This is a genomic window from Enterobacter cloacae complex sp. P38RS (assembly GCF_014930775.1).
GTDB lineage: Bacteria > Pseudomonadota > Gammaproteobacteria > Enterobacterales > Enterobacteriaceae > Enterobacter > Enterobacter bugandensis.
The window spans coordinates 1-19910 of the sequence record NZ_JADBRS010000022.1; the positions used below are offsets into that span (position 1 = coordinate 1).

The following is a 19910-nucleotide window of genomic DNA, read 5'->3' on the forward strand; positions in this document are numbered from 1 at the left end:
GACGTTAAGAATCCATGTCACTTTGAGTGCCCACACAGATTGTCTGATAAATTGTTAAAGAGCAGTGCCGCTTCGTTTTCGCTGCGGCGCGGGGTGTGCATATTACGCTTTCCCGCTTCAGAGTCAAGCATTTATTTCGCTTTTCTCTGCTGACCCGGCGGCGTGTGTGCCGTTGTTCCGTGTCAGTGGAGGCGCATTATAGGGAGTTATTCTGAAGTGACAAGCACAAAATACAAAAAACTTTTCGTTCGCTCACTTTTCAAACTTAACGCTTATTTAAGTCGCGAATCGCCCGCTAAATGGGCAATTTCCCGCGCAAAACTGGCCACCTGCGACCAGTCGGTATAAACCACTTCTTTACGCGTATCGGTTTCGCCACCCGTCATCTTCATTATCAGGCGGATCATGAAGCGGTCATACCAGCGGTAGCGAGGATAGCGCAGCGCACCGGCAAAGACGGCGCACAGGTCTGGCTGCCACGGCGAGCCGAGCAAAAATTTGCGCGTGTAGCTGTTGGTCTGCGGCGTACGCTTCTCAGCTTTACGGGCAACCAGATTGACCGAGTAAAACGCGCCCGGCAATGTGTTGAGTACCGCCGTATGCTTTTTCACAAAGCGATCCAGCGCCGGATGGAAGTGTCCGTAACGAATGGAGGCGCCAATCACCACGCGATCGTACTCCTGCCAGGCAATCTCCTCCGCGCGATTCAGGTTCACCACATCCGAGTAAATGCCCAGCTCTTTTAATTCCGACGCCAGATACGCGGCAATCTCACGCGTTTGTCCGTCTCGCGTAGAGAAAAGAATCAGTGTTTTCATCAACGGCTCCTTATTCGCGCCAGAATGTTGGGGTGAACAGCACCAGCAGCGTAAAGACCTCAAGACGACCAAACAGCATATTGGCAATAAGGATCCATTTCGCAACCGGGTTCATGCTGGCAAAGTTATCCGCCACAACCCCCAGGCCAGGCCCGAGGTTGTTTAGTGTTGCGACGACGGACGCAAAAGCGGAGAAATCATCCACTCCCGTCGCGATGATCGCCAGCATGCTGACGATAAAGACCAGCGCATACGCCGAGAAGAACCCCCACACCGCTTCGAGGATACGTTCCGGCAGCGCGCGGTTCCCCAGCTTAATGCTGTAGACCGCATTCGGGTGGACCAGGCGCTTCAGCTCACGGTTCCCCTGCTTGAACAGCAGCAGAATACGAATCACCTTCAGACCACCGCCCGTCGACCCGGCGCAGCCGCCGATAAACGCGGAGCACAGCAGCAGTACCGGCAGGAACAGCGGCCAGCGCGCGATGCTGTCCGTGGTAAACCCGGCGGTCGTCGCCATCGACACCACCTGGAAAAACGCCTGATTGAGCGTGGTCAGCGCCGAGTTGTAAACATCATGGAACCACAGCACCAGGGTGCAGATGACGACCAGGGTAAGCTGGACGCCAATGAACATGCGAAACTCAGGATCGCGCCAGTACACCTTCAGACTACGTCCGCTCAGTAAAGAGAAGTGCAGGCCGTAGTTACAGCCGGAGATCAGCAGGAAAATCGCAATGATGGTGTTAATCGTTGGGCTGTCGAAGTACCCCACGCTGGCATCGTGAGTGGAGAACCCGCCAATGGCAATCGTCGCGAAGCTGTGCCCGATAGCATCAAACGCAGGCATCCCGGCAAACCACAGCGCCAGCGCGCAGGCTACCGTCAGCAGAACATAAATCAGCCACAGGGTTTTCGCCGTCTCGGCAATACGCGGGCGCATCTTATTATCTTTCAGCGGCCCCGGCATTTCAGCCCTGTACAGCTGCATCCCCCCGACGCCCAGAATCGGCAGGATGGCCACCGCCAGGACGATGATCCCCATCCCCCCGAACCACTGCAGCATCTGACGATAAAAGAGAATAGCGTGGGGTAACGAATCCAGCCCCACCAGCGTCGTCGCACCGGTGGTCGTTAAACCAGAAAACGATTCAAAAAAGGCATCCGTGATGCTGAGGTTAGGCTGCTCAGAGAAGATAAAGGGCAGCGAACCGACGCTTCCCAGCACCGTCCAGAACAGGACCACAATCAGAAAGCCTTCGCGAGATTTCAGCTCACCTTTCTGACGACGGTTCGGCCACCACAGCAGCGAGCCGATCGCCAGCGCGACAAAGAAGGTCTGGGTAAAAGCCCGCCCCGCGCCGTCCCGGTAGATAAGCGCCACCAGTCCAGGGAGAATCATCGTCCCCGAAAAGAGTATGACCAGCAATCCAACGATTCGGGTTATGGCACGAAAATGCATCTCTGCCGCTTCCTTTGGTATTCAAAAAGTGAGGTGGGGATTATTCTTCAATCGGCAGCAATTGCAACGAACCGCGACTGAAATCAGCCAGTTTTGCTGAAAAAGCAGCCAGTTCTGCCTGAGGAAGCGCCACGCGTAATTGCACCATTGCCTGGTAATCACTGTGCGCAATCACGCCGTTAAATTGTTTGAGCAGTGTTTCAATGCCCGATAGCTGAGCGTAATCGCACAATAAAGTATATTCGGTGAGCGGCGTTTTGCGGGTGGTCGTCAGGATATTCAGTGCCTGCTGAACGCCGCCGCCATACGCTTTTACCAGCCCACCCGTACCTAACAGGATGCCGCCGTAGTAGCGCACCACCACGGCGGTAATTTCACCCACGCCGCTGCCCATCAGCTGGGAGAGCATGGGTTTACCGGCTGTGCCCGCCGGTTCACCGTCGTCTGAAAAACCGAGCTGTTGCGAATCGTCCGGCGGCCCTGCCACCCACGCCACGCAGTGGTGACGTGCGTCAGGGTGCTCCGCGCGAACGGACTCGACAAACGCTTTCGCCGCCTCTACGCCGTCGGTGTGCGCAAGCAGCGTAATAAAGCGGCTTTTCTTGATTTCCTCAACAAAGGTGACCGGTTCAGCCGGTATCAGCCAGCTTTCCATCAGGCCAGCTTCAGGTCTCGCGTCATATTCTCGATACCGTTCTCGTGAACCACCACGTTATCTTCGATACGAATGCCGCCAAACGGTTTCAGCGCGTCGATTTTTTCCCAGTTGAAGTGCTTGCTGAACTGCCCTTCACGCCACGGCGCCAGCAGGGATTCAATAAAGTAGATCCCCGGCTCGATGGTCAATACCATGCGCGGCTCAAGAATACGGGTGCAGCGCAGGTAAGGATATTTAGACGGTGCCGCCAGGTGCGTGCCGGTATCATCCTGCATGAAGCCCGCAACGTCGTGAACCTGCAGGCCCAGCGGGTGGCCGATACCGTGCGGCATGAATGGTCCAGTCAGGTCGTTTTCGACCATCGCCTCTTCGCTAATGTCTTTCACAATCTGATGCTTACGCAGCAGTTTGGCAATGCGCTGATGGAACTGGATGTGGTAATCCACGTAGCTGGTTCCGGCCTTCATGGTGCCAATCAGCGCCAGCTGTTCGTCGTTTACGTCCTTAATAAGCTGCGCAAAATCGGTATCCGCATTCGCCGCCCAGGTGCGGGTCAGATCGGCCGCATAGCCGTTGTACTCTGCGCCTGCGTCCAGCAGGAAGCTGCGCATCTCAGACGGAACCTGATGATCCAGTTTGGTGTAGTGGAGAACAGACGCATGCTCATTCAGCGCGACGATGTTGCTGTACGGTACGTCGGTGTCACGATGACCGGTTGCGGTCAGGTAGGCCAGGTTGATGTCGAACTCGCTCATGCCTGACTGGAACGCTTCGTGCGCGGCGCGGTGGCCATTCACCGCCGTTTTTTGCGCTTCACGCATGCAGTAGAGTTCATAGTCGGTTTTATACGCGCGGTAATAGTGCAGGTAATCCAGCACGCCTTTCGGATTGAGTTTGTCTGCCGGAATATCCAGACCGAGCGCACGTTCAGGTACAGGGCCAATGTAGCCGATGTTGCCGCGCGCCGCTGGCAGCTGGTTGCCAATGCCGTCCGCTTTTGGCAGGGCGATCACCTCAATTTCTTCGGTCCAGAAAGAGGTCGGCAGCGGTTCGACGTTGTGCCAGTAATCAACCGGCAGGTAGAACCACAGTTTCGGCTTGTTCACGCCGTCCACCAGCAGCCAGCAATTCGGAACCTGTGTCACCGGCACCCAGGCTTTAAACTGCGGGTTAACCTTAAACGGATAGGCGTGGTCATCAAGAAAAGTATTCATCAGCTCGCCGGAGTGGATCAGAAGGGCATCCAGCTTGAAGCGGGCCAGTACATCGCGGGTACGTTCCTGTAGGGTAACGATATGATTTTTATAAAGCGAAGCCAGTGAGTCCATCATTCTTCCTTTCGTTTTTTTGACCTCAAGTCATCGCATCTTAGCACACCTCACTCCGGCTGCGTGATTTCCACCGACCGTGATCAACGCAGCAATTTCTTAATGAGTAATTTGCATTTTATTAACATAAATTCCACACTCCGTCTCATCTGGTATGACCAGATCCACTTGCTGGATTCAGGAGACTGACATGCTTTACAAAGGCGACACCCTGTACCTCAACTGGCTGGAAGATGGCATTGCCGAACTGGTGTTCGATGCCCCCGGCTCAGTGAATAAGCTTGATACCGCGACGGTGGCCAGTCTTGGCCAGGCGCTGGAAGTACTTGAAAAGCAATCTGAATTAAAAGGGCTGCTGCTGCGTTCGAACAAAGCGGCCTTTATCGTCGGTGCCGATATCACCGAATTCCTTTCGCTGTTCCAGGTTCCGGAAGAACAGCTGAGCCAGTGGCTGCACTTTGCCAACAGCGTCTTTAATCGTCTGGAAGATCTGCCTGTTCCAACGATCTCTGCCGTGAACGGCTACGCGCTGGGCGGCGGCTGCGAGTGCGTGCTGGCGACCGACTACCGTCTGGCGACGCCGGACCTGCGTATCGGCCTGCCGGAAACCAAGCTGGGCATCATGCCGGGCTTTGGCGGTTCCGTGCGTATGCCCCGCATGCTGGGCGCCGACAGCGCCCTGGAAATCATTGCCACTGGTAAAGACGTGGGTGCAGAACAGGCGCAGAAAATCGGTCTGGTCGACGGCGTCGTGAAACCAGAGAAGCTGGTTGAAGGTGCACTCGCCATTCTGCGTCAGGCGATTAACGGCGACCTCGACTGGAAGGCCAAACGTCAGCCGAAGCTGGAGCCGTTAAAGCTCAGCAAGATTGAAGCCACCATGAGCTTCACCATCGCCAAAGGCATGGTGATGCAGACGGCGGGTAAACACTACCCGGCGCCAATCACGGCGGTGAAAACCATTGAAGCGGCAGCCCGCTTTGGCCGCGACGAAGCCCTGAAGCTGGAAAACCAGAGCTTTGTTCCACTGGCGCACACCAATGAAGCCCGCGCGCTGGTTGGCATCTTCCTCAACGATCAGTTCGTGAAGGGCAAAGCCAAACAGCTGACTAAAAACGTTGAGACGCCAAAACACGCGGCGGTACTCGGCGCCGGTATTATGGGCGGCGGCATCGCTTACCAGTCGGCCTGGAAAGGCGTGCCGGTAGTGATGAAAGACATCAACGAGAAATCTCTGACGCTGGGCATGACCGAAGCCGCCAAGCTGCTGAATAAACAGCTTGAGCGCGGAAAAATTGACGGGCTGAAGCTCGCAGGCGTGATCTCAACCATCCAGCCTGTGCTGGAATACAGCGGTTTCGACCGTGTGGACGTGGTGGTTGAAGCGGTCGTTGAGAACCCGAAAGTCAAAAAAGCGGTGCTGGCGGAAACGGAAGACAAGGTTCGCCCAGACGCCGTCCTGGCCTCAAACACCTCCACCATCCCCATCAGCGAACTGGCGAGCGTGCTGAAGCGTCCGGAAAACTTCTGCGGAATGCACTTCTTCAACCCGGTACACCGTATGCCACTGGTCGAAGTGATCCGTGGAGAAAAAACCTCTGACGAAACCATCGCTAAAGTCGTGGCGTGGGCAAGCAAGATGGGTAAAACGCCGATCGTCGTTAATGACTGCCCTGGCTTCTTCGTCAACCGCGTGCTGTTCCCGTACTTCGCCGGCTTCAGCCAGCTGCTGCGCGACGGCGCGGACTTCCGCAAAATCGACAAAGTAATGGAAAAACAGTTCGGCTGGCCGATGGGCCCGGCGTATCTGCTGGACGTCGTCGGCATTGATACCGCCCACCACGCGCAGGCCGTCATGGCGGCGGGCTTCCCGCAGCGCATGCAGAAAGATTATCGCGATGCCATTGACGCCCTCTTTGACGCCAACCGCTTCGGACAGAAAAACGGCCTGGGCTTCTGGCGTTATAAAGAAGACAGCAAAGGCAAACCGAAGAAAGAAGAAGATGCGGCGGTGGATGGCCTGCTGGCCGACGTATGCCAGCCGAAACGCGACTTCACCGACGACGAAATTATTGCCCGCATGATGATTCCGATGATCAACGAAGTGGTCCGTTGCCTGGAAGAAGGCATTATCGCCAGCCCGGCAGAAGCGGATATGGCGTTGGTATATGGCCTGGGCTTCCCTCCGTTCCACGGCGGCGCGTTCCGCTGGCTGGATACGCTCGGCAGCGCCCGCTATCTCGATATGGCGCAGCAGTATCAGCACCTCGGTCCGCTTTATGAAGTGCCGGAAGGGCTACGTAACAAAGCGCGCCATAACGAACCCTACTATCCAGCAGTTGAGCCAGCCCGTCCGGTTGGCGCGCTGAAAACGGCTTAAGGAGTCACAATGGAAAAGGTTGTCATTGTTGATGCGATTCGCACCCCGATGGGCCGTTCAAAAGGCGGTGCGTTCCGTAACGTGCGCGCGGAAGATCTCTCCGCGCACCTGATGCGTAGCCTGCTGGCGCGTAACCCCGCGCTGGACCCAGCAGCGCTCGACGATATCTACTGGGGCTGCGTGCAGCAAACGCTGGAGCAGGGCTTCAACATCGCCCGCAACGCGTCGCTGCTGGCGGAGATCCCGCATTCGGTTCCGGCGGTCACCGTCAACCGCCTGTGCGGTTCGTCGATGCAGGCCCTGCACGACGCGGCGCGCATGATCATGACCGGCGATGCGCAGGCCTGTCTGGTCGGCGGCGTTGAACACATGGGACACGTGCCGATGAGCCACGGGGTCGATTTCCATCCGGGCATGAGCCGCAACGTGGCGAAAGCCGCAGGCATGATGGGCCTGACCGCCGAGATGCTCTCCCGCCTGCACGGCATCAGTCGTGAAATGCAGGATGCTTTTGCCGCGCGCTCTCACGCCCGCGCCTGGGCCGCCACGCAGTCCGGTGCCTTCAAGAATGAGATCATCCCGACCGGGGGCCACGATGCAGACGGCGTACTGAAGCAGTTCAGCCACGACGAAGTCATTCGCCCGGAAACGACGGTCGAAGCGCTTTCTACCCTGCGTCCGGCATTTGATCCGGTCACCGGTACGGTAACGGCAGGGACGTCGTCGGCGCTGTCCGACGGTGCCGCCGCGATGCTGGTAATGAGCGAAAGCCGCGCCCGCGAATTGGGCCTGACGCCACGCGCTCGCGTGCGTTCGATGGCGGTGGTGGGCTGCGATCCTTCAATCATGGGTTACGGCCCGGTTCCGGCCTCGAAGCTGGCGCTGAAAAAAGCGGGCTTAACTGCCAGCGATATCGATCTGTTCGAGATGAACGAAGCGTTTGCCGCGCAGATCCTGCCGTGCATTAAAGATCTGGGGCTGATGGAGCAGATCGACGAGAAGATTAACCTCAACGGCGGCGCGATCGCCCTCGGTCACCCGCTGGGCTGTTCCGGGGCGCGTATCAGCACGACGCTGATTAACCTGATGGAACGCAAAGATGCCCAGTTTGGTCTGGCAACGATGTGTATCGGCCTGGGTCAGGGTATCGCGACGGTGTTTGAGAGAGTGTAAGTAAGGAAAAGTATCTCAAAGCCAATGACGTCAGAACAAGGCGGCAAGCGAGCGAATCCCGATGAGCTTACATTAGTAAGTGATTCGGGTGACCGAGCGCAGCCAACGCAGTTATGGCGTCATTGGCGAAGAGAGACAGTTTAGTTGCCGTTCTTCCCGCCTGTCAGGGGCGGGTTTTTTATTTAAATGAAGGCAAACGCATCGCCAAACAGGCGATCTTCACGCGCATCGCGTTCGTTACAGAACAGGTCGCGGGCAATTTTCGCCATCTCGAAACGGCCTGCAATGTAGATATCATGTCCCGCCAGCGTGCCGTGATCCTGCAGTACCGCCGTCAGCACCGTCCCGCTACGTCCACGCCAGCCCTCTTCCGGCTGCTCGACCACTGGCTCAATGCGCAGGTTAGGATGGTTAACGCTCAGCGCTTCCAGTTCAGACAGGTCGTACAGGTGCTTCTCTTCACGGCCGCCCCAGTAAATGGTGATGTCACGGTCTGGATTACGCGCCAGCGCGGTCAACAGAATAGAGCGCACATAGGAGAAGCCCGTACCGCCCGCGATCAGAATCAGCGGACGGTCTTCGTCATCACGCAACCACGCGTCGCCGTGAGGAATGTCGACCACAATCTCACGCTCTTTCAGGATGCGGTCCATCACGGCCATCGCGTACAGGTTAAGCTCAGACGCACCAATATGCAGCTCAATAAATTCCTGCTCTGCTGGCGTAGAGGCCATAGAGAAAGGACGCTTATCACGCTCATCCATCACCACCATCAGGTACTGGCCGGCACGGAATGAGAATGCCGCTTCAGGAACCAAACGGACGCGATATACGGTGTCGGTAATAGCATCTACCGACGTCACTTTACAGCTTAAGGTTGTCATTCGCTCTCTCTGTCGGGAAGTCTATAGGGCTTAACGGTCAGCTCAGGGTTTACCGTTATTCATTATGGCCAGTTCGTCCCAGATCGCGTCAATTCGCGCGGTCACAGCAGGATCTTTTTTGATCGGGCGACCCCATTCACGGTCGGTTTCGCCAGGCCATTTATTTGTGGCATCCAGTCCCATCTTTGAGCCAAGACCGGAAACCGGCGAGGCAAAATCCAGATAATCTATCGGCGTATTTTCGACTAACACCGTATCACGCGCAGGATCCATTCGCGTGGTTATCGCCCAGATAACGTCGTTCCAGTCACGGGCGTTAACGTCATCATCGCAGACAATAACAAATTTGGTATACATAAACTGGCGCAGGAAAGACCATACGCCCATCATCACGCGTTTAGCATGTCCGGGATACTGCTTCTTCATCGTGACCACCGCCATGCGATACGAGCATCCTTCAGGCGGCAGATAAAAATCAACGATTTCCGGGAACTGCTTTTGCAGGATCGGCACAAATACTTCGTTCAGCGCCACGCCGAGCACCGCCGGTTCATCCGGTGGGCGGCCAGTATAGGTGGAGTGATAAATCGCATCTTCACGTTGAGTAACATGCGTAACGGTAAACACCGGGAAGTTATCCACTTCGTTGTAATAGCCGGTATGGTCGCCGTATGGGCCTTCTGGCGCCATTTCACCCTGCTCAATGTAACCTTCCAGCACAATTTCGGCGCTGGCCGGCACTTCGAGATCGTTGGAGATACACTTCACGACCTCGGTTTTAGTCCCGCGCAGCAGGCCAGCAAACGCATATTCAGAGAGCGTATCCGGTACGGGCGTGACCGCCCCCAGAATGGTGGCCGGATCGGCACCTAACGCGACAGACACCGGGAACCGTTCACCCGGATGTGCAGCACACCACTCCTGGAAATCCAGCGCGCCGCCGCGGTGCGACAGCCAGCGCATGATGAGCTTATTCTTGCCAATCAGCTGCTGGCGATAAATACCGAGGTTTTGCCGCTCTTTATGCGGTCCGCGCGTCACGGTGAGGCCCCAGGTTATCAGCGGCGCAGCATCTTCAGGCCAGCACTGCATGATAGGGATTTTGGTGAGATCCACCGCATCGCCTTCCAGCACTTTCTGCTGACACGGCGCGCCGCGCAGGCGTTTGGTGGGCATGTTCAGCACCTGCTTAAACTGCGGCAGCTTATCGAACAGATCGCGGAAACCTTTCGGTGGCTCAGGCTCTTTCAGAAATGCCAGCAGTTTACCCACTTCACGCAGCGCGGTAACGTCTTCCTGCCCCATTCCCAGCGCGACACGACGCGGGGTGCCAAACAGGTTGCACAGCACCGGCATTGAGTAACCTTTTGGATTTTCAAACAGTAATGCAGGGCCACCGGCACGCAGGGTGCGGTCAGCAATTTCTGTCATTTCCAGATAAGGATCAACAGGAAGTGTAATGCGTTTCAGTTCACCCTGCTTTTCCAGCAGCGTCAGGAAGTCGCGGAGATCGTGGTATTTCATGCAGTTAGTCATGGCCTCTCTGTAAGCGCTTCATTATACGGCGTAAGCCTGCTTGATGCTGTAATTTTGTTAAATTAGCGTGAACTTATCCGCTGTGTTCGAATTTCCCCCATTATAATCAACTTAGCGATCCCTCCAGGGTTTTGATATGCTTGCGCCCCGAACTAAGGGAAAGAGTGATTATGCAGGCCTGGTATTTACTGTATTGCAAACGCGGGCAACTTCAGCGCGCGCAGGAACATCTTGAACGTCAGTCTGTAAATTGTCTGACACCCGTGATCACGCTTGAAAAAATGCAGCGCGGGAAGCGCACAACCGTCAGTGAGCCTTTATTCCCGAACTATCTGTTCGTGGAGTTCGACCCTGAGGTGATCCACACCACTACCATCAGCGCAACGCGCGGCGTCAGCCACTTCGTTCGTTTTGGTGCCCACCCGGCAACCGTTCCGTCGACCGTCATTCATCAGCTGTCTGTTTATCAACAGCCTGAAGGGATCACCGACCCGGAAACCCCTTACGCGGGCGATAGCGTCGTCATTACCGAAGGCGCATTCGAAGGCCTGCAGGCGATTTTCGCCGAGCCGGACGGTGAAGCGCGCTCCATGCTGTTGCTCAATCTGCTGAACAAGCAGGTGCTGCAGAGCGTGAAAAACACCGACTTCCGCAAAGTTTAAACGTTTATCCCGAACAGGCGACGCACGTTGTCATCCGTCTGCGCGGAAAGCCAGTGCGGATCCTCTCCGCGCCAGTGCGCTACGCGCTCAACAATGTGCCCCAGCAAGGCGGGCTCGTTTCGCCGCGATGCCGGTTTGGGCTTCATATCTCGCGGCAGCAGGTATGGCGCATCGGTTTCAAGAAGCAAACGGTCTGCCGGGATTATCGGCAGCAGCTCGCGAAGCTCAAGCCCGCGGCGCTCATCACACACCCAACCGGTGATCCCCAGATACAAACCGCGGTTCAGGCAATCCAGCGCTTCCTGGCGAGACCCGGTGAAGCAGTGGAGCACTGCGCCGGGCAGTTTATCCAGCCACGGGTCCAGCAGTGCGAGAAAACGTTCATGCGCGTCGCGACAGTGCATAAAGACGGGCATTTCAAGCTCTGCCGCCAGCGCAAGCTGGGCAGTGAACGCCTTTTCCTGTTCTTCAGGCGTGGAGAAGTTGCGGTTAAAATCGAGCCCGCACTCGCCAATAGCCACCACCTCTGCCTTTTTTGCCAGCGTGCGCAGGGTTTCTGCGCTCTCCGCCGTCCACTGGCTGCTGTTATGAGGGTGGACGCCGGCGGTTGACCAGCAGTGTTGATAGCGTTGCGCCAGCAGCAGCGCCTGCTCGCTCTCATGCAGGTTGGTCCCGGTCAGGAGCAGCCCTTTTACGCCAGCCTCAAAAGCCCGCGCAACCACCTCGTCACGATCTTTCGCAAACTGCGAGCTGGTCAGGTTGAGTCCGATATCAAACATGCGATTCCCCATAGAACAACCGCCCTGACGGGCGGCTGGTTTTACTCTTCAGTGGTCTTTTCGGACGCATCGTCTTCATCGTCCGACCGGCGTCCTTTTCCCACGTAGAAACGCGAGAAGAATACGCCAACCTCAAACAGGCAGTACATCGGTATTGCCAGCAGCGTTTGTGAGAAGACGTCCGGCGGCGTCAGCAGCATGCCGACTACGAAGGCGCCCACCAGAATATAGGGACGCTTCTTACGCAGGTCATCAGGGGTGGTTACCCCAACCCAGCAGAGCAGCACAATGGCCACCGGCACTTCAAACGCCACACCGAACGCCATAAACAGCGCCATCACAAAGCTGAGGTAGCTGGCGATATCCGTCGATACCTGAACCCCTTCCGGCGCGGTATGCGTCAGGAAGCCAAAGGCCAGCGGGAAGACAACGAAGTAGGCAAACGCCATGCCGATATAGAACAGCAGCGAACTGGAGACCAGCAGCGGGATCACCAGTTTACGTTCGTGCCTGTACAGTGCTGGCGCCACAAATGCCCATACCTGATAAAGGATGACGGGTGCAGACGCAATCAACGACACCCAGAAGGTGAGCTTAATAGGGGTGAAAAACGGTGATGCAACGTCTGTTGCAATCATCGTTGCCCCCAGCGGCATCTGCTTGATCAGCGGCGCAGAAACCACCTGATAAATATCGTTGGCGAAATAGACCAGGCACAGGAATATGAGGAATACCGCAATAATGCAGTTTAACAGGCGCTTACGCAGCTCAATCAGGTGCGCAATAAGCGGTTGAGTATCATCTACTGCCATAGTTACGCTTTATCACTCGACGAGGGGGATGATTCGGAAACGGGCGCGGCGGGTTTCGCTTCAGCCGCTTTTACCACCGGCTCTTCCGGCTGCGCCTGTTTTTTCAGTTCAGTTTCCTGCGGTGTTTGTTCAGGCGCTGCGGCCTGGTGCTCCGCACTCGCTGGCGTCACGCCCTCACGCTGCGCTTCGCTGTCCTTCACCACCGGGTTATGAATAGTGTTCGCTTCATCGCTCGCTTTTTCAGGATCGTTAACGCTGTAAGAGCGCTTCATGGATTCCGCCGCTTCGCGCAGCTCATCCATTGAGGCTTTCAGTTCCGGCGTCAGGTTATCCATGCTCGCCTTCTCAACCTTTTTCAGGCTTTCCTGAAACTCCTGCAGCTTAAGTTCCTGCGCCAGCTCGTTCTGAACGGTCGAAGCCAGCGATCTTAGCGCTCGAACCCAGCCCACGACGGTTTTCACCGCTACCGGCAGACGCTGCGGCCCCAGCACGATCAGACCAATCACAAAGACCAGCAGCAGCTCACTAAAACCAATGTCGAACACGACTTACACCTGCTCTTTATCGTGGCGTTTAGCGTCTTCCTTTTTGGCATCTTCTTGCTTATCGGAGATGGATTTAGCAGTAAAGTCAGCGTCCTGGCTGGTTTTATCCTGCTTGCTCTCATCATCGCTCATCGCTTTCTTGAAGCCTTTGATAGACGCGCCCAGATCGGAACCAATAGAACCGAGCTTTTTGGTGCCAAACAGCAGCACAACGATGACGGCAATAATGACTAATTGCCAGATACTGATACCACCCATACATATTCCTCAGGGATAGATGATTAATTGGTCAGGTCGCATTATACGTATGCGACCTGTCGATGGCGATGCAAACTCAGCGCGTTTTTCTCCATCCTGCAAGCCAGACAACAACCCCGCCAGCCATCAGCCAGGCGGGCATCATCTGCCAGTCAGGACGGTTGATCAGCAGCAACGTACCGCTCAACAGCAGCGTTGCGCCAATGCCAAAGAGGTAGCGTGACTGTCCCTGGCGCACACGGCTGGACTGAAGCTCGCGGGCGATTTTATCCATGCTGTGCTGAAGATTCTTGCTCTGACGCAAACTGTCGTAAACCAGTTCAGGAATTTCAGGCATTTTTTCGATCCAGAACGGGCCTTTCTCTTTCAGCGAACGCACCAGCGCTGGAAGGCCAACCTGATCCTTAATCCAGGATTCCAGGAAAGGTTTAGCCGTCTTCCACAAGTCTAACTGAGGATAGAGTTGTCGACCTACACCCTCAACGTAAAGTAATGTTTTCTGAAGTAAAACTAACTGTGGCTGAACTTCCATATTAAAGCGGCGGGCCGTATTGAACAGGTTTAACAGCACGTGTCCAAAAGAGATCTCTGCCAGCGGTTTTTCAAAAATCGGTTCGCAAACGGTACGGATAGCAAACTCGAACTCTTCGACGTTGGTGTCTGGCGGAACCCAGCCGGAATCCACATGCAGCTCGGCCACCTTACGGTAGTCGCGGTTGAAGAAGGCGATGAAGTTCTCAGCCAGATAACGTTTATCTTCTTTATTCAGCGAGCCCACAATTCCGCAGTCGATACCGATGTATTTCGGATCCTCAGGATGCTCATAGCTCACGAAGATATTACCCGGATGCATGTCCGCATGGAAAAAACTGTCGCGGAATACCTGGGTAAAGAAGACCTGCACGCCACGTTCGGCCAGCAGCTTCATGTTCGTTCCCTGCTTCTCCAGGGCCACCACATCCGAAACCGGAATACCGTAGATGCGCTCCATGACCATCATGTTCTGGCTGCAATAGTCAGAATAGACTTCAGGCACGTAGAGCATCGGGCTGTTTTCAAAATTGCGGCGCAGCTGAATGGCGTTTGCCGATTCACGCAGCAGATTAAGCTCATCAATCAGCGTTTTTTCATATTCCCGCACCACTTCCATCGGGCGCAGTCGACGGCCGTCCGGCAGCAGACGCGGAACCCAGCGCGCCAGACGATAAATTAGCTTCATGTCGGCTTTGATAATCGGCAGGATATCCGGGCGGATCACCTTGATCACCACTTCTTTGCCGTTCTCTTTCAGACGCGCAGTGTGCACCTGAGCGATAGAAGCCGACGCCAGCGGTTCTATTTCGAAATCGTCAAACCAGGTTTCAACGGGAAGGTTACCCATCGCCTCCTCGATCTGTTTCTTCGCTCTCACCCCGTCAAACGGGGCGACACGGTCCTGCAGCATCGCCAGTTCATCGGCAATGTGCGGCGGGAAGAGATCGCGGCGAGTTGAGAGCATCTGTCCGAACTTAATCCATACCGGGCCGAGCTCCTGCAGCGCCAGACGCAGGCGTTCACCCAGCGGCTGACCTTTATGGCGATTTGGCATCCAGAACAGCGTCCGCCGCCAGATCCTGAGCGGCAGCGTGATACGCATTTTGGGGATGAGCTCGTCGAGCCCGTAACTCAAAAAGGTGTGGATGATAAAATAGAGGCGCCGAATTTCACCAGGCGTCATTTGCCCTCCAGTTTTTCCAGCCGTTTGCTTAGGGCATCAACCGCACGTTCAACCGCGGCCGTCTCTTCTGCGAACCACGCAACTTCCAGCGGCCCAGGCGCCATGCGCCACTCTTCGGTCAGCACTTCTGCGGCATAACGCTGTTGGCGTTGCAGATTTTTGCGCAGGAACGCCGTGCCGCCATGAATAACTTTCCCGATCCCTTCAGCGGCGATGTCGCCAATAAAAGGCGCCAGCAGCTCTGCCGGGTCAAACTCAGCCAGATCGCTGAGCGCAACGAAGTTCTGCACGACCTGGATGTCGCCTTCCACTTCCAGCTCACCGCTGCGGATAAGCGCCGTTAATTGCTGGCGATCGCGCAGTTTTGGCAGCACGCTCATATGGGTAATGACCGAGCAATCAGCTTCACCTTCCCACTCACCCAGAACGTCAAGCTGACGTTCGCTGAAAACCAGCACGAGCGGCGTCGAGAACTCTTTTAACACAATGCGCAGTACCTTCCCGTTTAGCCGCTGACGTGCGGCTTTCAGCGCCGGAGCGCGATACAGGAAGGCATTCAGCACATTCTCGATGCCTGCGGTGACTAAGGGTTTAAAGGGCACGGGACACCTCCACTCAGAATTTGTAACCGCGATGCAGCGCGACGACACCCGCCGTCATGTTGAAGTACTCAACGTTCTCAAATTCCGCATCCTGCATCATGGCTTTTAAGGTGTCCTGATCCGGATGCATGCGAATTGATTCCGCCAGATAGCGATAGCTTTCCGCGTCGTTTGCCACCAGTTCGCCAATACGCGGCAGCACGTGGAAGGAATAGGCGTCGTAGGCTTTGCTCAGCGGGTCGATAATCGGTTTAGAGAACTCGAGCACCAGCAGGCGTCCACCCGGCTTCAGCACGCGGTACATGGAGCGCAGCGCTTTTTCTTTATCAGTGACGTTACGCAGACCGAAGGAAATCGTGATGCAGTCAAAAGTATTGTCCGGGAACGGCAGCGCTTCGGCGTTGGCCTGCACGTATTCCACATTACCCACCACGCCGATGTTACGCAGTTTTTCGCGTCCCATTTTAAGCATGGAGTCATTAATATCAGCCAGTACAACGCGACCGGTTTCGCCCACCAGACGGGAGAATTTCGCCGTCAGATCGCCCGTACCGCCAGCCAGATCGAGAACCGTTTGTCCACGACGCACACCGCTGCAGTCGATGGTGAAGCGCTTCCACAAGCGATGAATGCCGAACGACATCAAGTCATTCATCACATCGTACTTCGCCGCCACGGAATGAAATACGTGGGCCACCATGTCAGCTTTCTGCGCTTTGGCTACAGTCTGAAAGCCAAAGTGCGTCGTGTCTTGTGAATCGTCAACCATCTCAGAGCCTGCTAATCAGTCAAATGTTCGTGAAGTGTAACAGATTGGGCGCAATTGCCCTACGATTCAACCACCGCGAAAGAAACGCGCTGGCTGCTCGTCTGGCGATAAATCCGCCGCTAAATCGTTGTCCTGGTTGGGGGTATTTTGTTCATCCCCGCCCTCACGCAGTCGGAACTCTTCGTCCTGGGCTGTCGCCTGTTCGACCAATTCCGGATTAATCTCGCGTTTAACCTCCACTCCCAGGCTGCGGAATGCTTCAGCCTGCGCAAGCAGGTTGCCACGCCCGGAGGAGAGCTTTTTCATCGCCTGGCGGTAGTTATCCTGCGCACGATCCAGACTTTGCCCGACGGAGGACATATCGTCCACGAAGAGGCGCATTTTGTCGTACAGCTTGCTGGCGCGGTCGGCAATCTGCTGCGCGTTACGGCTCTGGTGCTCATAGCGCCACAGGTTCGCAATGGTGCGTAAGGCCACCAGCAGCGTGGTGGGGCTGACCAGCATAATGTTATTTTTCAGCGCTTCGGTGATCAGCTCGGGCTGTCTGTCGAGCGCCAGCAAAAACGCGGGTTCGACCGGGATAAACATCAGCACGTAGTCCAGCGAGCGCAGCCCCGGCAGCTGCTGATAATCTTTTCTGCCCAGCAGGCGAATATGGTTACGCACGGAGGCAATGTGCTCCTGCAGCGCCGATTCGCGCGTATAGTCATCTTCAGCGTTGAAGTAGCGCTCATAGGCCACCAGCGTCATTTTGGCGTCAATGACCACATCTTTGCCCTGCGGCAGACGCACAATCACATCCGGCTGCATTCGCGAGCGGGCATCGTTTTCGATACTCACCTGCGTTTCGTATTCATACCCTTCCCGCAGGCCAGAGGCCTCCAGCACGCGGGTGAGCACCACTTCCCCCCAGTTACCCTGGGTTTTGTTATCGCCTTTCAGCGCCCGCGTCAGGTTGACCGCCTCCTGCGCCATCTGGGCATTCAGCTGTTGAAGATTGCGGATCTCATGCGCCAGCGTGTGGCGTTCGCGGGCTTCCTGACCAAAGCTGTCCTGTACCTGACGGCGAAAGCCGTCCAGCTGTTCGCGCAGCGGCGTCAGCAGGCTGTTCAGGCTCTGGCGATTTTGCTCATCAACGCGGCGGTTGCTGTGCTCGAAAATGCGGTTGGCGAGGTTCTCGAACTGCTCGCTGAGGCGCTGCTCGCTGTTGATCATCTGGCGGATTTTGTCTTCGGCATGCAGCTGGGTGGATTCAAGGCGGGTAGTCACTTCGCGGAGATCGGCCTCCAGCGAGGTGTTGATGTCGCGCAGGTTACGCAGTTCGTTATTGAGCAGTTCACACTCGTCGCGCCAGTGGTCGCTTAGGGCAAGCTGCTGTTTTGCGGCGCTTAAATCGGCGACGATCTCTTCGCGTTCAGCCAACTGCTCGGCCTTCTGCTGTGCATGCTGATAGCTGGATATCAGCCAGCCTATCGCCACGCCAGCCAGCGCAATTACCGCATAAATAAGGATTGAGATATCCACAATGCCCCCTGCATCAACGTATTACCCGCACAAAATAAGATTGTGCTGTATAAACGTCCAGTTTGAAAGGGTTTTCCTGCGAGGCGCTACGCAAAAAATAAAGGCCGAACGCGTCGGCCTTTTATCTCAGAGAGGAGGACTAGATCAGGCGGCGAGCCGCTTCAACCACGATTTTTACCGCGTGACTTTCTGTCTGCTTCATGGTTTCGGCGTTCGGGATCTCCTGCTGGGTGCGGTTGACGATAACGCCCGCCACCATACCGGCACGCAGACCCTGGCTTGCGCACATGGTCAGCAGCGTTGCGGATTCCATCTCGTAGTTCATCACGCCCATGGATTGCCACTCTTCCATTGAGCCTTTGAAGCGGCTCACTACGCGGCCTGAGAAGGTGTCGTAACGCTCCTGGCCCGGATAGAAGGTATCAGAAGAGGCAGTTACGCCCACGTGAGTGGTTGCGCCCACGGATTTCGCCGCTTCAACCAGCGCGGTGGTGCACTCGAAGTCAGCCACTGCCGGGAATTCCATCGGTGCAAAGTGCAGGCTTGCGCCGTCCAGACGCACGGATGCGGTCGTCACCAGCACGTCGCCGACGTTAATGTGCGGCTGAATCGCGCCGGTGGTGCCGATACGCAGGAAAGTACGAATGCCCAGCTGCGCCAGCTCTTCCACGGCAATAGAGGTAGACGGGCCACCGATACCGGTAGAGCACACAATCACCGCTTTGCCATCCAGCTCTGCGCGCCAGGTGGTGAATTCACGATGGGCAGCCAGCTTGACCGGCTTATCCATCAGCGCGGCGATCTTTTCCACACGCTCTGGGTCGCCAGGGACGATAGCGAGCGTAGCCCCTTGTAAATCATTTTTAGTGAGGCCGAGATGAAAAACATCAGACTTAGACATAGGTGACTCCTCTGTGGGTCGGTTAGTCAGAAGAAGTAAAACGGTACTTTACAGAAGCGGTAAGCATAATTTCGTGACACATCTCACCATGAATGAAAATGATTGCATTGAATTTCCATCAAAAGGTGACTCACATCACATTAACAAGTTATATCGTCGGGTGCTGCACAAAAGATAGACCGTTTAAGGCACTGTGAGTTGTTAACCTGGTGTCTATATTTACCTTTGCGCTAACTCATTGGTACGGAGAATGCCATGACTGAAAAAACCGGATTTGCACCTGCTGCGGCTCCGCATGCTTCAACTATCGTCTCAACCTCAGAAGAGGCCATTACGGCAGGCGAGACCTCCATCCCCTCTCAGGGGGAAAATATGCCTGCATATCACGCGCGGCCAAAGTCAGCAGACGGCCCGCTGCCCATCGTGATTGTGGTTCAGGAGATTTTCGGCGTTCACGAACATATTCGCGACCTCTGCCGCCGCCTGGCGCTGGAGGGTTATCTGGCCGTTGCGCCAGAGCTCTACTTCCGTCAGGGCGATCCGAATGACTACAGTGATATCCCGACGCTGTTCAGCAACCTGGTCAGCAAAGTGCCGGACGCGCAGGTGCTGGCAGACCTCGACCACGTCGCCAGCTGGGCGGCGCGCAACGGCGGCGACCCGCACCGCTTAATGGTCACCGGTTTCTGCTGGGGTGGACGCATTAGCTGGCTGTATGCCGCGCATAACCCGCAGCTGAAAGCCGCCATTGCCTGGTACGGCAAACTGGTGGGCGAAAAGACGCTGAACTCACCGAAGCATCCGGTTGATATCGCTACCGATCTCAATGCCCCGGTGTTAGGGCTATATGGTGGCCAGGATACCGGCATTCCGCTTGATACCGTCGAGACGATGCGCCACGCGCTGCGGGCGGCGAACGCGAAGGCCGAAATCGTGGTGTATCCCGATGCCGGACACGCGTTTAATGCCGATTATCGTCCGAGCTATCACGCGGAATCCGCGAAAGATGGCTGGCAGAGAATGCTGGCATGGTTTAGCCAGTACGGTGGGAAGAAAGCATAAAAAAAGCCCGGTGGCGACTGCGCCTTACCGGGCCTGCGCG

At 56.0% G+C, this 19910-nt stretch carries 19 protein-coding genes; 4 read left to right on the plus strand and 15 right to left on the minus strand.

Features of this window, described 5'->3' with window-relative positions; all coding sequences use genetic code 11:
• Nucleotides 1-272: 272 nt before the first annotated feature.
• The 4 genes from hemG to pepQ are packed head-to-tail and all read right to left on the minus strand — an operon-like array spanning nucleotide 273 to nucleotide 4266.
• A complete protein-coding gene (gene hemG / locus IM303_RS20680) occupies nucleotides 273-818 on the minus strand; it encodes a menaquinone-dependent protoporphyrinogen IX dehydrogenase (RefSeq protein ID WP_028014767.1) in 546 nt (181 codons plus the stop codon).
• 10 nt (nucleotides 819-828) lie between these two features.
• The gene (gene trkH / locus IM303_RS20685; RefSeq protein ID WP_013099227.1) at nucleotides 829-2280 is read right to left on the minus strand and encodes a Trk system potassium transporter TrkH; all 1452 of its coding nucleotides are present in this window, start codon (nucleotides 2278-2280) and stop codon (nucleotides 829-831) included.
• A gap of 40 nt (nucleotides 2281-2320) precedes the next feature.
• Entirely contained in the window at nucleotides 2321-2935 is a 615-nt protein-coding gene (locus IM303_RS20690) for an IMPACT family protein (protein WP_041911843.1), read from the minus strand.
• Nucleotides 2935-4266, minus strand: a complete 1332-nt coding sequence (pepQ, locus tag IM303_RS20695) for a Xaa-Pro dipeptidase (RefSeq protein ID WP_193360230.1) — start codon at nucleotides 4264-4266, stop codon at nucleotides 2935-2937. Before pepQ ends, IM303_RS20690 begins: the two co-directional genes overlap by 1 nt.
• A gap of 190 nt (nucleotides 4267-4456) precedes the next feature.
• On the opposite strand from pepQ, the gene fadB reads away from it, so the two are divergent.
• Nucleotides 4457-6646: a fatty acid oxidation complex subunit alpha FadB gene (gene fadB, locus IM303_RS20700; protein ID WP_193360221.1), complete on the plus strand. Its 2190-nt coding sequence runs from the start codon at nucleotides 4457-4459 to the stop codon at nucleotides 6644-6646.
• A gap of 9 nt (nucleotides 6647-6655) precedes the next feature.
• Nucleotides 6656-7819, plus strand: a complete 1164-nt coding sequence (fadA, locus tag IM303_RS20705; protein ID WP_069719852.1) for an acetyl-CoA C-acyltransferase FadA — start codon at nucleotides 6656-6658, stop codon at nucleotides 7817-7819.
• Nucleotides 7820-8001: 182 nt separating this feature from the next.
• Here fadA and fre read toward each other — a convergent pair whose 3' ends face one another.
• Entirely contained in the window at nucleotides 8002-8703 is a 702-nt protein-coding gene (gene fre, locus IM303_RS20710) for an NAD(P)H-flavin reductase (RefSeq protein WP_028014772.1), read from the minus strand.
• A gap of 42 nt (nucleotides 8704-8745) precedes the next feature.
• Complete coding sequence (ubiD, locus tag IM303_RS20715; protein ID WP_028014773.1) at nucleotides 8746-10239, minus strand: 4-hydroxy-3-polyprenylbenzoate decarboxylase; 1494 nt, start codon at nucleotides 10237-10239, stop codon at nucleotides 8746-8748.
• 170 nt (nucleotides 10240-10409) lie between these two features.
• Here ubiD and rfaH point away from each other — a divergent pair, with 170 nt between their 5' ends.
• Entirely contained in the window at nucleotides 10410-10901 is a 492-nt protein-coding gene (rfaH, locus tag IM303_RS20720) for a transcription/translation regulatory transformer protein RfaH (protein WP_020882871.1), read from the plus strand.
• Here the strand turns inward: rfaH and tatD are convergent.
• The 9 genes from tatD to udp form a co-directional block, all read right to left on the minus strand.
• The gene (tatD, locus tag IM303_RS20725; protein WP_193360222.1) at nucleotides 10898-11680 is read right to left on the minus strand and encodes a 3'-5' ssDNA/RNA exonuclease TatD; all 783 of its coding nucleotides are present in this window, start codon (nucleotides 11678-11680) and stop codon (nucleotides 10898-10900) included. The two genes, rfaH and tatD, sit on opposite strands and share 4 nt — an antisense overlap.
• Nucleotides 11681-11721: 41 nt before the next feature.
• A complete protein-coding gene (tatC, locus tag IM303_RS20730; protein ID WP_126818783.1) occupies nucleotides 11722-12492 on the minus strand; it encodes a Sec-independent protein translocase subunit TatC in 771 nt (256 codons plus the stop codon).
• Between the two features lie 2 nt (nucleotides 12493-12494).
• The gene (gene tatB / locus IM303_RS20735) at nucleotides 12495-13037 is read right to left on the minus strand and encodes a Sec-independent protein translocase protein TatB (RefSeq protein ID WP_028014776.1); all 543 of its coding nucleotides are present in this window, start codon (nucleotides 13035-13037) and stop codon (nucleotides 12495-12497) included.
• A 3-nt stretch (nucleotides 13038-13040) separates the two neighbouring features.
• On the minus strand, nucleotides 13041-13295 hold the full coding sequence (gene tatA / locus IM303_RS20740) for a Sec-independent protein translocase subunit TatA (protein WP_013099238.1): 255 nt from the start codon (nucleotides 13293-13295) through the stop codon (nucleotides 13041-13043).
• Between the two features lie 76 nt (nucleotides 13296-13371).
• A complete protein-coding gene (gene ubiB, locus IM303_RS20745; protein WP_028014777.1) occupies nucleotides 13372-15012 on the minus strand; it encodes a ubiquinone biosynthesis regulatory protein kinase UbiB in 1641 nt (546 codons plus the stop codon).
• On the minus strand, nucleotides 15009-15614 hold the full coding sequence (gene ubiJ, locus IM303_RS20750) for a ubiquinone biosynthesis protein UbiJ (RefSeq protein ID WP_028014778.1): 606 nt from the start codon (nucleotides 15612-15614) through the stop codon (nucleotides 15009-15011). The genes ubiB and ubiJ overlap by 4 nt, the downstream gene beginning before the upstream one ends.
• 13 nt (nucleotides 15615-15627) lie before the next feature.
• Nucleotides 15628-16383: a bifunctional demethylmenaquinone methyltransferase/2-methoxy-6-polyprenyl-1,4-benzoquinol methylase UbiE gene (ubiE, locus tag IM303_RS20755; RefSeq protein WP_028014779.1), complete on the minus strand. Its 756-nt coding sequence runs from the start codon at nucleotides 16381-16383 to the stop codon at nucleotides 15628-15630.
• A 66-nt stretch (nucleotides 16384-16449) separates the two neighbouring features.
• On the minus strand, nucleotides 16450-17907 hold the full coding sequence (gene rmuC, locus IM303_RS20760; RefSeq protein WP_048959730.1) for a DNA recombination protein RmuC: 1458 nt from the start codon (nucleotides 17905-17907) through the stop codon (nucleotides 16450-16452).
• Between the two features lie 139 nt (nucleotides 17908-18046).
• On the minus strand, nucleotides 18047-18808 hold the full coding sequence (udp, locus tag IM303_RS20765; RefSeq protein ID WP_003860792.1) for a uridine phosphorylase: 762 nt from the start codon (nucleotides 18806-18808) through the stop codon (nucleotides 18047-18049).
• Nucleotides 18809-19063: 255 nt separating this feature from the next.
• Between udp and IM303_RS20770 the strand changes: the two genes are divergently transcribed.
• Nucleotides 19064-19870 carry a dienelactone hydrolase family protein gene (locus tag IM303_RS20770; RefSeq protein WP_193360223.1) on the plus strand — a complete coding sequence of 269 codons (807 nt, stop codon included), beginning with the start codon at nucleotides 19064-19066 and terminating at the stop codon, nucleotides 19868-19870.
• Nucleotides 19871-19910 lie beyond the last annotated feature (40 nt).